At 72.1% G+C, this 14,416-nt stretch carries 13 protein-coding genes; 4 read left to right on the top strand and 9 right to left on the bottom strand.

Annotated elements, in window-relative coordinates:
• Nucleotides 1–1,018: ATP-dependent helicase C-terminal domain-containing protein (locus E1166_RS24165; protein ID WP_279433231.1), on the top strand; the 1,018-nt coding region annotated here is incomplete at its 5' end.
• 3 nt (nucleotides 1,019–1,021) lie between these two features.
• Here E1166_RS24165 and E1166_RS24170 read toward each other — a convergent pair.
• The gene (locus E1166_RS24170; RefSeq protein WP_132342267.1) at nucleotides 1,022–1,747 is read right to left on the bottom strand and encodes a protein phosphatase 2C domain-containing protein; all 726 of its coding nucleotides are present in this window, start codon (nucleotides 1,745–1,747) and stop codon (nucleotides 1,022–1,024) included.
• A 243-nt stretch (nucleotides 1,748–1,990) separates the two neighbouring features.
• On the opposite strand from E1166_RS24170, the gene E1166_RS24175 reads away from it, so the two are divergent.
• The 3 genes from E1166_RS24175 to E1166_RS24185 all read left to right on the top strand — a co-directional run bounded on the left by E1166_RS24175 (nucleotide 1,991) and on the right by E1166_RS24185 (nucleotide 6,523).
• Nucleotides 1,991–4,594 carry a glycoside hydrolase family 9 protein gene (locus tag E1166_RS24175; protein WP_243710492.1) on the top strand — a complete coding sequence of 868 codons (2,604 nt, stop codon included), beginning with the start codon at nucleotides 1,991–1,993 and terminating at the stop codon, nucleotides 4,592–4,594.
• A 216-nt stretch (nucleotides 4,595–4,810) separates the two neighbouring features.
• The gene (locus E1166_RS24180; RefSeq protein WP_132342269.1) at nucleotides 4,811–5,479 is read left to right on the top strand and encodes a HEAT repeat domain-containing protein; all 669 of its coding nucleotides are present in this window, start codon (nucleotides 4,811–4,813) and stop codon (nucleotides 5,477–5,479) included.
• 6 nt (nucleotides 5,480–5,485) lie between these two features.
• Entirely contained in the window at nucleotides 5,486–6,523 is a 1,038-nt protein-coding gene (locus E1166_RS24185) for a HEAT repeat domain-containing protein (protein ID WP_132342270.1), read from the top strand.
• 4 nt (nucleotides 6,524–6,527) lie between these two features.
• On the opposite strand, the gene E1166_RS24190 is transcribed toward E1166_RS24185, so the two are convergent.
• The 8 genes from E1166_RS24190 to E1166_RS24225 form a co-directional block, all read right to left on the bottom strand.
• A complete protein-coding gene (locus E1166_RS24190; RefSeq protein ID WP_243710493.1) occupies nucleotides 6,528–7,034 on the bottom strand; it encodes a GNAT family N-acetyltransferase in 507 nt (168 codons plus the stop codon).
• A gap of 120 nt (nucleotides 7,035–7,154) precedes the next feature.
• Complete coding sequence (locus E1166_RS24195; RefSeq protein ID WP_132342271.1) at nucleotides 7,155–8,342, bottom strand: snapalysin family zinc-dependent metalloprotease; 1,188 nt, start codon at nucleotides 8,340–8,342, stop codon at nucleotides 7,155–7,157.
• Between the two features lie 147 nt (nucleotides 8,343–8,489).
• Nucleotides 8,490–9,323, bottom strand: a complete 834-nt coding sequence (locus E1166_RS31165; protein ID WP_207914471.1) for a pectate lyase — start codon at nucleotides 9,321–9,323, stop codon at nucleotides 8,490–8,492.
• A 248-nt stretch (nucleotides 9,324–9,571) separates the two neighbouring features.
• Entirely contained in the window at nucleotides 9,572–9,829 is a 258-nt protein-coding gene (locus tag E1166_RS24205; protein WP_132342272.1) for a UBP-type zinc finger domain-containing protein, read from the bottom strand.
• Nucleotides 9,826–11,406: a Na+/H+ antiporter gene (locus E1166_RS24210; protein ID WP_132342273.1), complete on the bottom strand. Its 1,581-nt coding sequence runs from the start codon at nucleotides 11,404–11,406 to the stop codon at nucleotides 9,826–9,828. Before E1166_RS24210 ends, E1166_RS24205 begins: the two co-directional genes overlap by 4 nt.
• Nucleotides 11,407–11,442: 36 nt before the next feature.
• Nucleotides 11,443–12,408 carry a TIGR03885 family FMN-dependent LLM class oxidoreductase gene (locus E1166_RS24215; protein WP_132342274.1) on the bottom strand — a complete coding sequence of 322 codons (966 nt, stop codon included), beginning with the start codon at nucleotides 12,406–12,408 and terminating at the stop codon, nucleotides 11,443–11,445.
• A 38-nt stretch (nucleotides 12,409–12,446) separates the two neighbouring features.
• Nucleotides 12,447–13,859, bottom strand: a complete 1,413-nt coding sequence (locus E1166_RS24220; RefSeq protein WP_132342275.1) for an NADP-dependent succinic semialdehyde dehydrogenase — start codon at nucleotides 13,857–13,859, stop codon at nucleotides 12,447–12,449.
• An 11-nt stretch (nucleotides 13,860–13,870) separates the two neighbouring features.
• Nucleotides 13,871–14,134, bottom strand: a complete 264-nt coding sequence (locus E1166_RS24225; protein WP_132342276.1) for a DUF6343 family protein — start codon at nucleotides 14,132–14,134, stop codon at nucleotides 13,871–13,873.
• Nucleotides 14,135–14,416 lie beyond the last annotated feature (282 nt).

Consider the following 14,416-nt stretch of genomic DNA (forward strand, 5'->3'; position numbering starts at 1 on the left):
GGCGGGGGCCGCAGCGGTGGACGGCGGACGGCGACTGCCCGACGATCTGGCGGCGGGCCTGCTGGCAGGGCTGGCGTACCCGGAGCGGCTCGCCCGGATACGCCGGGCCGGCGACTCGTCGTACCTGATGGCGGGCGGGACCGCGGCGGAGCTGGCGGCGGGCACGGCCCTGGCCGGCGTCGACTGGCTCGCCGTCGCGGTGGCGGACCGCTCCCCCGGCGCACCGGCCGCGCGGATCCGGCTGGCCGCCGCGGTGGACGAGGCGACGGCCCGGGAGGCGGGTGGCCCGCTGCTGCGCACACAGCGGGAGGTGCGCTGGGCCGATGGCGACGTGGTGGCCCGCGAGGTGGTCGGGCTGGGCGCGATCGAGCTGGTCAGCCGCCCGCTGGCCCGGCCGGGGCGGGAGCTGCTGGCCGGTGCGCTGCGCGACGGGCTGCGCCGGGAGGGGCTGGCGCTGCTCGACTGGACGCCGGCGGCCCGCGCGCTGCGGCAGCGGCTGGCGTTCTGCCACCGGGCGCTCGGCGGGCAGTGGCCGGACGTGGGCGACGATGCGCTGCTGGCCACCGTCGACGACTGGCTCGGCCCGGAGCTGGCCACCGCCCGCCGCCGGGCCGACCTGGCCCGGGTCGACGTGACGGCGGCGCTACGCCGGCTGCTGCCGTGGCCGGCGGCGGCCCGCCTGGACGAGCTGGCCCCGGAGCGGATCGAGGTGCCCAGCGGGTCGCGGATCCGGGTGGACTACGCCGACCCGGCCGCGCCGGTGCTGGCGGTGAAGCTCCAGGAGACCTTCGGCTGGGCCGAGGCGCCCCGGATCGCCGACGGTCGGGTGCCGGTACTGCTGCACCTGCTCTCCCCGGCCGGCCGGCCGGTGGCGGTCACCGCGGACCTGGCCTCCTTCTGGCGCGGCGGGTACGCGCAGGTCCGGGCCGAGCTGCGGGGGCGCTACCCACGCCACCCCTGGCCCGAAGACCCGGGCACCGCCACGCCGACCCGGCGCACCACGCCCCGGCGGCGCTGAGACTCACTCGTCGACGACGTCGGCGACGACCACGGTGATGTTGTCCGGGCCGCCGGCGCGCAACGCCAGGTCGACCAGCCGGCGGGTGCAGTGTGCCCGGTCCGGGGTCTCGGCGAGCACCTCGGCGAGGGTGTCCGGGCGGACGACGTTGGAGAGCCCGTCGCTGCACAGCAGCCAGCGATCGCCGGCCCAGGGCACCATGGTCGCGTACGCCGGGGACACCTCCTCGCCCTGCAACGCCTGGGTGACCACGGCGCGGCGCGGGTGGCTGGCCGCCTCCTCGGGGCTGATCAGCCCCTGGTCGACGAGCATCTGGACGAAGGTGTCGTCCCGGGTGATCTGCTTCAGGGTCCCCTCGCGGAACAGGTAGGCCCGGGAGTCGCCGACGTGCGCCAGGGCCAGGCAGCTGCCGGTGCGGGCGAAGAGCAGGGCGGTCAGTGTGGTGCCCATGCCCTGCCGGTCCCGGTTCTCGGCGACCGCCTGGCGGATCCGCTCCGTGGCCAACTCGATGCCGCTCTGCAGCGCGGCCACCAGGGCGTCCTCGGGGGTCTCCACGTCCAGGGGGGCGATCGCGTCGATGGCGATCCGGCTGGCCAGGTCACCGGCCGCCATCCCGCCCATGCCGTCGGCGACGGCGACGAGCCAGGCACCGGTGTGCAGGGCGTCCTGGTTCCCGCTGCGGATCAGCCCACGGTCGCTCGTCCCGACGGAACGAAGCTTCAGGGTCATGGGAGGCAGCCTGCCAGGCGAAGGGCCGTGTTGTCTCTAGGGGATCGGTACGACGGCGTGTGGCGCGGCGAATGTCACTGCCGCTCGCGTTTCCGCCGACCGGACGACGTCCAACCTCATCCAGTCCGATCGATTGACAGGGGCGTGACGCACTGGAAACATCGGCTGATGCTGGGAGCGCTCCCAGAATGGGTGTTCTCCGTGCCCCCCACCGCTCTCCGTCCCCCCGGAAAGGAATCCCCCGTGATCCTGCTCCGACGCCACCGGCGCAACCTCGCGCTGCTGGCCGCGACCACCCTGGCGGTCACCACCGCCGGTGCCGGCGTGGCGCACGCCGAGGTGCCCCCGGACGCGCCCGAACAGATCAGCAACGGCGACTTCAGCGAAGGAATGTCGCCCTGGTTCACCTACGGCACCGGCCCCAGCGGCGTGTCCGACGGCCGGCTCTGCACCACGGTTCCCGGTGGCCTGGCCAACCCGTGGGACGCCGGCATCGGCCACGACGGGGTGAAGCTCAACGCCGGCGCGGAGTACCGGCTCGGCTTCGACATCTCCGCCGACCCGGGCACGACGGTCAAGGCCGTCCTCCAACTCGGCAGTGCCCCCTACACCGCGTACGCCACCGTGTCGGCGACCGCCGGGCCGCAGACCGCCCGGGTGGAGCAGAACGTCACCGTCCCCGACGACAACCCGAACGCCCAGCTGATCTTCCAGGTCGGCGGCGCCGCCGCCGAGCAACGGGTCTGCCTGGACAACGTCTCGCTGCGCGGCGGCGAGCCGGCCCCGCCGTACGTGCCGAACACCGGGCCGCGGGTCCGGGTCAACCAGGTGGGCTATCTACCCGGCGGGCCGAAGAACGCCACCGTGGTGACCGAGAAGACCGACCCGCTGGACTGGGAGCTGCGCTCCGCCTCGGGCGCGGTGGTGGCCAGCGGTCGCAGCACCCCGCGCGGGGTCGACGAGGCATCCGGACAGCACGTGCAGACCATCGACTTCTCGGCCCACCGCACGCCCGGCACCGGCTACACCCTCATCGCCGACGGCGAGACCAGCCACCCGTTCGACATCTCCGGCACCGTCTACGACCGGCTGCGCTCCGACGCGCTGCAGTTCTTCTACGCCCAGCGCAGCGGCATCGCCATCGACGGCGACCTGATCGGCGCGGAGTACGCCCGCCCGGCCGGCCACCTCGGCGTGGCCCCCAACCAGGGTGACACCGAGGTGCCGTGCGCGGCCGACAGCTGTGACTACACCCTGGACGTGCGGGGCGGCTGGTACGACGCCGGCGACCACGGCAAGTACGTCGTCAACGGCGGCATCGCCACCTACCAGCTGCTGAACACGTTCGAGCGGACCAAGACCGCGCAGACCGCCGACGGCGGCGCGGCGCTCGGCGACTCCACCCTGCGGGTGCCCGAGCGCGGCAACGACGTGCCGGACATCCTCGACGAGGCCCGCTGGGAGATCGAGTTCCTGCTGCGCATGCAGGTGCCGGCCGGCAAGCCGCTCGCCGGGATGGCCCACCACAAGATCCACGACCGGGCCTGGACCGGTTTGCCGCTCGCCCCCGAGAAGGATCCGCAGCCGCGCGAGCTGCACCCGCCGTCGACGGCGGCCACCCTCAACCTGGCCGCCGTCGCCGCCCAGTGCGCCCGCCTCTTCGCCCCCTACGACGCGGCCTTCGCGGCCCGCTGCGGCACCGCCGCGAAGACCGCCTACGCGGCGGCCGAGGCCAACCCCGCGGTGTACGCCCCGAACAGCGGCGTCGGCGGCGGCCCGTACGACGACACCGACGTCAGCGACGAGTTCTACTGGGCGGCGGCCGAGCTGTACCTGACCTACGGCGACAAGACCTACCTGGCCGACGTGACCGCCTCGAAGCACCACACCGGCGAGGTCTTCGCCCCCAACGGCTTCGGCTGGCGGGACGTCGCGGCGCTGGGCCGGCTCGACCTGGCCACCGTGCCCAGCGGGCTGCCCGCCGCGGAGAAGGCCCGCATCCGCGCCTCGGTGACCGAGGCCGCCGACGCGTACCTGGCGACGCTGCGCGCCCAGGCGTACGGGCTGCCGATGCCCGCGAACGGCTACTTCTGGGGCGCCACCAGCAGCGTGATCAACAATGCGGTCGTGCTGGCAACCGCCTTCGACCTGACCCGAAACGCGACGTACCGCGACGGCGCGGTGCAGGCGGCGGACTACCTGTTCGGACGCAACGCGTTGAACATGTCGTACGTGACCGGCTGGGGCGAGCAGCACGCCCGCAACCAACACAGCCGGATCTTCGGCCACCAGCTCGACCCGTCGATGCCGAGGCCACCGGCCGGTTCGCTGGCCGGCGGCCCGAATGCCGATCTTCAGGACCCGTTCGTCGCCCAGTTGCTCAAGGGCTGCAAGCCGATGTTCTGCTACGTCGACGACATCAACTCGTACTCGACCAACGAGGTGGCGATCAACTGGAACTCGGCGCTGGCCTGGCTGGCGTCGTTCCTCGCCGACCAGGGCGACGCCGGGGCGGTGCCGGCGCAGACCTGCGCGGCGACGTACCAGGTCCACGGCAGTTGGCCGGACGGCTTCAACACCCAGGTCACCATCCGCAACACCGGCCCGGAGGCGGTCGACGGCTGGACCGTGCGCTACGCCTTCACCGGTGACCAGGAGGTCGTCCGAGGCTGGTCGGCCCAGGTGAGCCAGGTCGGGGCCACCGTCACGGCGAAGGACCTGTCGTACAACGCGAAGATCGCGCCCGGCGGCAGGGTGACCTTCGGGCTGATCGGCAAGCCCGGTTCCCTGGCCAACCCCGGGCCCAACCTGATCACACTCAACGGCGCATCCTGCGCCCTGTCCTGAGGTTCCTCCCGCCCGGGGCACCGCGCCCCGGGCGGGAGCCCACCGGCCTGCGGCATGTCGTGCTCTCCCGCAACGGAAAACCGGGCATGCCGCGCTCCGCGATCCGTGGCGACGCCCTCCGGTCCAGCCGCGAGCTCGCGCCCAGGTTCTCGTGGCGTGGCCCGCTTGACCTTGACACGGTGAGAAGGTCTTCACTGTGACGAGGAGGTGGTTGCGATGACCAGACCGCAAGAGGACACGAACACGGCGCGAGCTCTGCAGGGGCTGCAGAGCAGCAACTCCTCGGTGCGGCTGCGAGCGGCACTGGCGGTCGGCGCGGCCCCTGACCCGCGGTTCGTCGACACGCTCATCGAGCGATGCGCGACGGAGCCGGACTTCTACGTGCGCGACATGCTGACGTGGGCTCTCACCCGCCACTCGCCGGCAGTCACCGTCCCGAAGCTCGTCGACGAACTCCGCTCCGAGCGTGGCCAGGCCCGAAGCCAGGCGTTGCACACGCTGTCCAAGATCGGGGATCGGCGAGCGTGGCCGGCGGTCACCCGGGCCCTGCTGACCGACGCCGACGAGGAGGTGGCACGGGCCGCCTGGCGAGCAGCGGTCGTCCTCGTGCCCGACGGTGAAGAAGCCGAGTTGGCCGCGGTGTTCGCGACACAGCTCGGGCGCGGCGAACGCGAGACGCGGTTGAGCCTCAGCCGCGCCCTGATCGCGCTCGGTGAGGTGATCATGCCGGCCCTGAACGCCGCGGGGACGAGTCCCGACCCTCGCGTGCGCCAGCACGCGATCGCCACACAGCGACTGTTGCGCGATCCGGATGCCGGATTCGAGTTCGCCCTCGAGGAGGCGAAGCGCATCGTAGCCCTCGGCCCGGCCGGCCAGGAGGGATGACCGGCGGTGTTGATCGGCGAGGTGGCACGACGGTCCGGGGTCAGCGCCCGCATGCTCCGGCATTACGACTCGCTCGGCCTGATACGACCAACCGGCCGTACCGACGCCGGATATCGGGAGTACTCCAGTGAGGACATCCAGCGGATCTTTCATATCGAGAGCCTGCGGGCACTGGGGCTGTCGCTGCGTGAGGTCGGACGCGCGTTGGATGATCCCGCTTTCACGCCCTCGGGTCTCGTCGACGACCTCATCAGCCAGACGCGGGAACGCATCGCGAGCGAGACGGAACTGCTGACGCGACTCCGTCGGATCGCTGCCGCGGAGCCCGCCGACTGGAAGGACGTCCTCCAGATCGTCGCCCTGCTCCATGCCCTGGGATCGGAGAGCGCCGGGAGGCGCCAGCGCGCGGCCCTGTCGTCGGTCGGAGATGTTCCGGTGCCCGTGGAGGCTCTGGTCGAGGCAGCGTTGAACGAGACGGACCCGAACGTCGCCGGAGCCCTTCGATGGGCGTTGCGGCGATCCGGCGAGCACGGGTTGGCGCTGTTGGCGGAGGGCCTCGGCTCACCCGCGGCCGAGGTGCGCAGACGTGCCGCCCAGTGCATCGCCGAGATTCCGGACGGTGCGGCGACCGCGCTGCTGCGGGACGCCCTCACCAACTCCGACATCGCGGTCCGCAGGCGTGCGGCCCTGGCGCTCGGGGCACGTGGCGTGGCCGACGCGGTCCCGACCCTCGTCGACATGATCATCGACGAGACGAACGACGTCGATGCGGCCGATGTGCTGAGCACGCTGGCGGGTGATCCGGCGTTGGCGGATCAGATCGCTGCCAGAATCGTCGACTGCCTCGCCCGGGACACCGTTGGGTCGGCTGCCCGCCGGCGGCTGGCGCAGGCACTCGCGGATATCCCGGGGACCACCGCCGCACGCGCCCTCGCAGCCCTCGCACATGACGAGGACCGGGCCGTTGCCCTCACTGCGACATACATCCGCGGGCTGCGCGACACCGGGGACATCGACGACCGGGCTCACCGCTCCGACGGGTGACCCGTCACACCGGCCGCCGCATGGCGACCCTCTCGCCCATGTCCAGGCCCAGCGCCGCCTCGGCCGCCAGCACCTGCGCCAGGTCCGGGTCGAGTTGGGCCGGCGACAACGCCACGAAGCCGCACCGGGCGTAGTAGGGCGCGTTCCACGGCACGCTGCGGAAGGTGGTCAGTGTCAGTGCCGACAGTCCCTGCCCGGCGGCCCAGCCGGCGACGTGGTCGAGCAGCCGCCGGCCCAACCCCCGTCGGGCGTACCCGGGATGGACGCTGAGCTGTTGGACGTGGGCGCAGCCGTCGACGAGGCGTACCGCGGCGAAGGCGATCTGCCGGTCGTCGGCCTCCACCACCCAGACGCGCCCCGCGCGCTGGCATTCGCCCAGTGTGTCGAGGTCGAGCGGCGGCGCGTCGGCGATGTCGATCATGCCGATCTCGCGGAACGGCGCTCCGGAGGCAACCTCGATCCGTTGCAGTTCACCGAGTTCGTCCGCCGTCGCCGTCCTGATCCGCTCCACGGCCCCAAGCCCACCACGGCCACCGGTCCGATGCCCAGCGGATTTCGCCGGCAGCGGCGCGGGCGGGGCGCCCGCGCCACGCTGTGGCTGGTACGGGCGCCCCGGCCGGGTGGCTGGTGCTCAGGCGGTGGGCAGGCCGCCGACCTGCGTGTTGATCCAGGTACGGATCGACGGCAGGTCGCCGTAGATGGACGGGCCGGTGGCGCAGGTGGAGTTGTTGTTGCCGGCCCGGCTGGTCGCGCCGATCAGGTGCCAGACCCCGTTGATCCGGCGCACCTGCGGGCCGCCCGAGTCGCCGTAGCAGGCGCCCGAGTTGCCGTTGGTGTTGTTGGTGCAGATCTCGTACGTGCCGTCGATGCCCAGGCACCGGTTGTCGGCGACGATCGAGGTGTCGAGTTCGTTGGCGACCTCGGGCGCGGAACCGCACCCGCGCTGCGGGCAGGTCTGACCCCAGCCGATGATCCGGGTGGCCGTACCGACCGCGCCGGAGGTGGTCGGGATCGGGGCCGGGGCGTAGCTGACCGAGTTGGCCAGCTGCAGCAGCTTCACGTCGATCCTGGGGTGGTTGACCGCCCGGATCACTCGGACCACCGTCCCGCCACTGGTGCGGTTGTTGCTTCCCACCCGCACCGACGAGGGCGTCGGGCAGTGCTCCGCGGTCACCGCCCAGTTGGCCTTGATGAGGGTGCCGGTGCAGCCGGAGACGTAGACCATCCAGGGGTAGTTCTCGCTGGCCGGCCGACCACCGACCACCAACGGGCCGACGTCGGTGCCGGTCCAGGTGTAGGTCGCCGCAGCATCCCGCGCCGCCGCGCTGTCGGCGAAGAGGGCGTTCACCCGGGCCGCCTCGGCGGGGCTCGGGGTGGCGTTGGTGCAGGAGACCGGGGCGCTGCTGCCGGACATCAGATCGGAGCAGAGGCCGGTACGCCGGTCCGGCAGGCCGAGGATGTGGCCGATCTCGTGGGTGGCGATGCGGGTCCGGTCGTACCCCTGGTTGACGGCCTGCCAGCCCATCCAGACCCGGCCGTTGCCCAGGCTGGTCGTCTGCGCGCGGGGCCAGCCCGAGTCGACGTAGATGGTGATGTTGCCCGGGGTGCGGGGGGCGAGCCGGACGTTGCTGACCGAGCTGTTCCAGATGGCGGCGGCCCGGTCGAAGTTGGTACGGAACTCGCCGGCCCGGCTCGCGTCGTAGTAGACGGTCTGCGGCGCGGCGGAGGCGGCCGTGCCTGCCGTTGCGACCATGCCGGCGGTGGCCACCACGGTCGCGAGCAGGGCCACGGCCGTACGCGAGAACTGACGTCGGATCATCCGACCTCCCATCGATCAATGTTTGCTGATATTAAATGCATCGACGCCCATAGGTTTCATAACGGATCCGTCATACGTCGAGCGGGGCAGGCCCGTCCGGGCCTGCCCCGCGACGACGGGCCGGTGGACGCGGCGTCAGCCGCGCTGTCAGCGCCAGGCGATGTCCGAGTCCCGGTAGAGGCAGTGCTTGCCGTCCGGGCCGGAACCCAGCTCCTTCGGCTCGCTGCCCTTCTTCACACCCTGGAAGCGGGTACAGATCTTGGTCTTCCTGCCGCTGTCCCCGACGACCGTGATGTTCGAGAACCGGGCGGTGTCACCCCAGTTAGAGTTGATGCCCACGAGCGTCTTGACCTTCGTGGCGGTCACGTTCTGGAGCACGACGTGCCGCTGGTGCGAGGTGGAGCAGTTGCCGCAGGCCCGGTAGAGCTTTCCGGAGTTCTCCACCCGGAAGTTTCGGATGGTCACCGTGCCCGCGCCGTTGTGCTGGAAGACCTTGTCCGAGCCGGAGCGGGCACCGCCACCGTCCACCGTGTAGCTGCTGCCGCCGTTGAACGTGGCCGCATCCTCACCCACGTCCTCCCACCAGACGTTGATCAGGGTGCAGTTGCCCCTGCAGTGCACGCCGTCTCCGGCCGGGGCTCCGATGATCACGTTCCGCAGGGTCGCTCCGGGGGCCAGCTCGAACATCGGGTCCTGCTTCTCGCTCTGCCCGCCGTCGCCGATGCCGTAGTAGCGCTTCATCCCGCCGTCGAGACCACTGCTGGGAACGGGAACGGTGGCGTTGACCTTCACACTGCCGGACGGCGACGGCCAGCTCGCCAGGGTGGTAACCGGCGCGGCGGCGGCCGGCGCAGCAGCCACGTCCGACGCCGCGGGCGCGGCGACGGCGGCCGGCCCGGAGCTCGCGACGAGGGTCGCGGCGAGCACGGCGGCGCCGACGGCCCCGCATCCGAGTCGGGTACGGTTCGGTGTGGTGCGCACGGAATCTCCTCCTCGTGCCAGGATGGACCGGAACAGCGCGCGGTCGGCCGGTTGTACGGCCGGGGACGGTACGCACCGCTCCGCCGGGAGAATGAGGGTTGCGGAACTCCTCCCGAGGAAAGGGCTTTCCCGCGACGAAGTTAGCCCCACCAATAGAAAGATGTCAATAGTTTGGCCCCTCGGCCGCGACTGGGGCAGCCCCGATCCCCCGATCGGGATGCTCGCGCCGTGAGCCGGTCGGCGACCGCTCAGCCGATCTCCTCGTCGACGAAGCACCAGCGCCAGCTCTCCCCCGGCTGGATCGACCGCATCACCGGGTGCCCGGTGGCCTCGAAGTGCCTGGTCGCGTGCTGGTAGGCGGAGGAGTCGCAGCAGCCGACGTGCCCGCAGGTCAGGCAGGACCGCAGGTGCACCCAGTTGTCGTTGCCGACCGTCACACACTCCGGGCACACGTCGGTGGTCTCCGGCGCGGCGTCGCCGGCCCCGGCCAGGTGTGGACAGCTCACCGAGCCTCCTCCGGTCGCAGCAACGACTCCTCCAGGTCCAGGTCGCGGTAGGCCCGCACCAGCGCCTCCTCGGAGATACGGCCGGCGTCGCGCGCCGACCGGAACACCTCCCGCTCGGCGTCGATCATCTCCTGCCGCAACCGCGCGTACGCCCGGGACGGGGTTTCCCGTTCGCTGCCGCCGAGCTGTTCCCAGGCCAGGTTGGTGCGGTTCTCCACCACCCGGCGGGCCCGGTCGGCGACCGCCTCCGGCACGGTGTCGACCAGCGCGTCGAGCCGTTCCCGGGCCGCCCGGCCGGCCTGCTGCTGCACCGTGGCTGCGGCGAGCGCCTCCTGCACCGGGTCGTCCGGAGGCAGCCGCAACCGGCGGGCCACCGCCGGCAGGGTGGCCCCCTGCACCACCAGCGTCACCACGATCACCGCGAACGCCAGCCAGATGAACAGCGCCCGCTGGTACGGCCGGTCCCCGGCCAGCGTCAGCGGCAGACCCAGCGCGGCGGCCAGGGTGACCACCCCACGCATCCCGGCCCAACCGATGACGATCGGTGCCTGCACCGGCGGACTCGGCTCCCTGCGCCGGATCCGGGGCACCAGCCGGGCCAGGTAGACCGCCGGGAACAGCCAGACGAACCGGGTGAGGAAGACGGCGAGCAGCACCGCCCCGGTGATCCCCAGCAGGCGGCCGAACGGCTCGTCCACGTTCCGCAGGACCTCCCGGAGCTGGAGGCCGACCAGCAGGAACACCAGCCCTTCCAGCAGGAACCGGGCCAGCCGCCAGAACGCGCCGATCTGCAACCGGGAGGCGGCCGACAACAGCAGCGGCAACCGGTGCCCGATACCCAGGCCGGCCACCACGACCGCCACCACACCCGAGGCGTGGATCCGCTCGGCGGCGAAGACCACCGCGAAGGGCACGATCAGCGAGAGGGCGTTGTCCAGCAACGGGTCGTCGATCCGCCGGTGCAGGAAACCGAAGACCAGCACGCCGAGCACCCCGACCAGCACCCCGCCACCCGTGGCGACCAGCACCTCGCCTGCGACGTAGCCGGGCCCGACCCCGCCGGCGCCGGCCGTCGCGGCGGCGATGGCCACCCGCAGCAGCACCAACGCGGTGGCGTCGTTGAGCAGGCTCTCGCCCTCCAGGATGGTCACGATCCGCCGGGGCAACCCGACCCGCCGGGCCACCGCGGTGGCCGCGACCGCGTCCGGTGGCGCCACCACCGCGCCCAGCGCCAGGCAGATCGCGTACGGCAGGTCGGGCAGGAGCAGGTGGACCACGGTGCCCACCACGAACGCGGTGAAGATCACCAGCCCCACCGCGAGCAGCAGGATCGGCCGCAGGTTGAGCCGGAACGCGGGCACCGACGTCTCCAGGGCCGCCACGTAGAGCAGCGGCGGCAGGATGCCCACCAGCACCAACTCCGGGTCGAGCCGGACCTGCGGAAACCCGGGCAGGAAGGAGAGCACGAGACCGAGGACGACCAGCAGGATCGGCGCGAGCAGACCGAGCCGCCGGGCCAGTGCCGCGCCGAACGTCGCGATCGCCAGGAAAACCACGACCTCGAACAGAGCTTCCACGGCTACGAGCCTAGGGCCGTCCCCGACGGTGCCGGCTCAGGCCACCGCCCGCAGCCTGGGCAGCACCTCGGCGCCGAACGTGTCGACAAACCCGCGCTGCTGCTGCCCCACGTGATGCAGCGCGATCTGGTCGAAGCCCAGCGCCACGTACTCCTCCAGCCAGCCGACGTGCCGGCCCAGATCGGCCGAGACGTTGACCACCTCCGCGACCTGCGCCATCGGCACCTGCTCACTGACCACGTCGAAGTGCTCGGGGGTCTCCAGATCCCAGCAGACCGGCGGGGCGAAGACGTTGCTGCGCCACTGCTCGTACGCGATCGCCTCAGCCTCGGCCTGCTCGGGCGCCCAGCTGAGGTGCACCTGCAGATGAAGCGGCCCGCGACCGCCCGCCCCCCGGTACGCGTCGATCACCTGCCGCAGGTGCTCCACCGGCGCGTTGACCGTGATCAGGCCGTCGGCCCACTCGGCGCACCACCTCGCGGTCGGCACGCTCACCGCCGCGCCGATCAGCGCCGGCGGCTCCTCCGGGCAGGTCCACAGCCGCGCCCGGTCCACCCGAACCAGGCCGTCGTGGCTGACCTCCTCACCGGCCAGCAGCGCACGGATGACGTCGACGCACTCCCGCAGCCGGGCGTTGCGCACGTCCTTACGCGGCCAGACGTCGCCGGTGATGTGCTCGTTGCTCGCCTCGCCGGAGCCGAGCGCGGCCCAGAATCGGCCCGGGTACATCGCGGCGAGGGTGCCGATCGCCTGCGCGATGATCGCCGGGTGGTAGCGCTGGCCCGGGGCGTTGACCACCCCGAACGGCAGGTTCGTCGCCTGGAGCGCCGCACCCAGCCAGGACCAGGCGAACCCGGAGTGCCCCTGGCGCCGGCTCCACGGCGAGAAGTGGTCCGAGGACATCGCCGCCCCGAACCCGGCCCGCTCCGCGTGGATCACCGCGTCCAGCAGCTTGCGCGGGTGGATCTGCTCGTGAGAGGCGTGGAAACCGAACACCGTCATGGGCAGCTTTCCTACCCATGACGGTGTTCGGTCAATCGCTACTCTGCGTGCGCGCCAGTCCCGGCCGGGGCGGCCCCCTGCCCCACCCACACGGTCTTGGTGTTGCAGAACTCGCGCATGCCGACGGCCGACAGTTCGCGCCCGTACCCCGAGTTCTTCACCCCGCCGAAGGGCAGCTCTGGGTACGAGGTGGTCATCCCGTTGACGAAGACGTTGCCGGCCTCCAGGTCGGTGGCGAAGCGCTCCTGCTCGGCCGGGTCGCCGGTCCAGGCGTTGGCGCCCAGACCGAAGGCGGTGCCGTTGGCCACCTCGACGGCCTCGTCGTATGAGGAGACCCGGTAGAGGCCGGCGACCGGCCCGAAGACCTCCTCGGACCACATCCGCATCCGCGGGGTCAGGTCGGTGACCACCGTCGGCGGGTAGAACCAGCCGTCACCGTCGGACTGCTGCCCGCCACAGAGCACCGTGGCGCCGTGCTCCACCGCGTCGCGCACCTGGGCGTGGACCTCGTCCCGACCGCGCTCGCTGGCCAGCGGCCCGACGTCGGTCTTCTCGTCCATCGGGTCGCCGACCCGCAGCGCGGACATGTGCGCGACGAACCGTTCGGCGAAGGCGTCGAACACGTCGGTGTGGACGATGAACCGCTTCGCGGCGATGCAGGACTGGCCGTTGTTCTGGCAGCGCGCGGTGGTGGCCACCTCGGCCGCCCGGTCCAGGTCGGCCGAGGGCATCACCACGAAGGGGTCGCTGCCGCCAAGTTCCAGCACGGTCTTCTTCAGCTCCCGGCCGGCGATCTGGGCGATGGACCGGCCCGCCCCCTCGCTGCCGGTGAGGGTGGCGGCGCGGACCCGAGGATCGGTCAGGACGCGCTCGACGGCGTCCGAACCGACCAGCAGAGTGGTGAAGGCCCCCTCCGGGAAACCGGCCCGGCGGAACAGGTCCTCCAGGTATAGGGCGGTCTGCGGCACGTTGGAGGCGTGCTTGAGCAGTCCGGTGTTGCCGGCCATCAAGGCCGGCGCGGCGAACCGCGTCACCTGCCAGAGGGGGAAGTTCCACGGCATCACCGCCAGCACCGGGCCGAGCGGCTGATACCGGACGAACGCCCGCTCCGCGGCGACCGCCTCGGCGTCGGCCGGCTCGTCGGCGAGCATCCGCTCGGCGTGTGCGGCGTAGAAGCGGCAGGCGTTGGCACACTTGGTCACCTCGGCCCTGGCCGCCGCGTACGTCTTGCCCATCTCGGTGGTGATCAGCCGGGCGGTGGCGTCGCGGTCGGCGTCGAGCAGGTCGGCGGCAGCGGTCAGCCACCGCCCCCGCTGGGCGATCGTGGTGCCGCGTAGCTGCTGGAAGGCAAGGTGGGTCCGCTCGATGGCGGCGTCGATCTGTTCGTCGGACATCGGGTCGTACGACTTGAGGGTCCGCCCGGTGGCGGGGTTGGTGGTGGCGATGGCCATTCGTGCTCCTGTCACTCGAAGAGTGAGTGCCGCACGCCCGGCTCCTCGCGGTGGCGGGCGGCCCGGCGGCGCTGGATGATGACCAGGTCGACCACGGCGACCGCGGCGAGGAGGGCACAGACCATGCCCAGCCAGGCGACGTCGGCGCGGAACGCCAGCACCGCGAAGACGGTCATGCTGACCAGCCCGAACAGGGCCAGCACGGCCCGCGTGTTCAACGCGCTGTAGGCGTGGCCGACCGTGCCGCGGGCACGCCGGGGCTGCGATCTCGTCATTCCCTCGGGCTACCCCGGGACGGAGGGGACTAACCGGCCGAACCTTACGTGCAGACCCGCGCAGGCAGCTAGCAGATAGATGTTTCCACATGTCGCATCTGCCGGGTAACCGACCCGAGGCAACCACCCCACCCCACCGGCCCCCTACAGTCACCATGTCGTCACCGCGAGCCGTCGGAGCGGGGGAAGACATGCCACGCCGCTGGGTCGCCGCCGTCGCCTGCCTGCTGTCGGGCTTGACGGCACGGTTGGGCCGGCAGCAGGAGCGGCGGTGAGCAGGTC

This window comes from Micromonospora sp. KC213, assembly GCF_004348325.1.
GTDB lineage: Bacteria > Actinomycetota > Actinomycetes > Mycobacteriales > Micromonosporaceae > Micromonospora.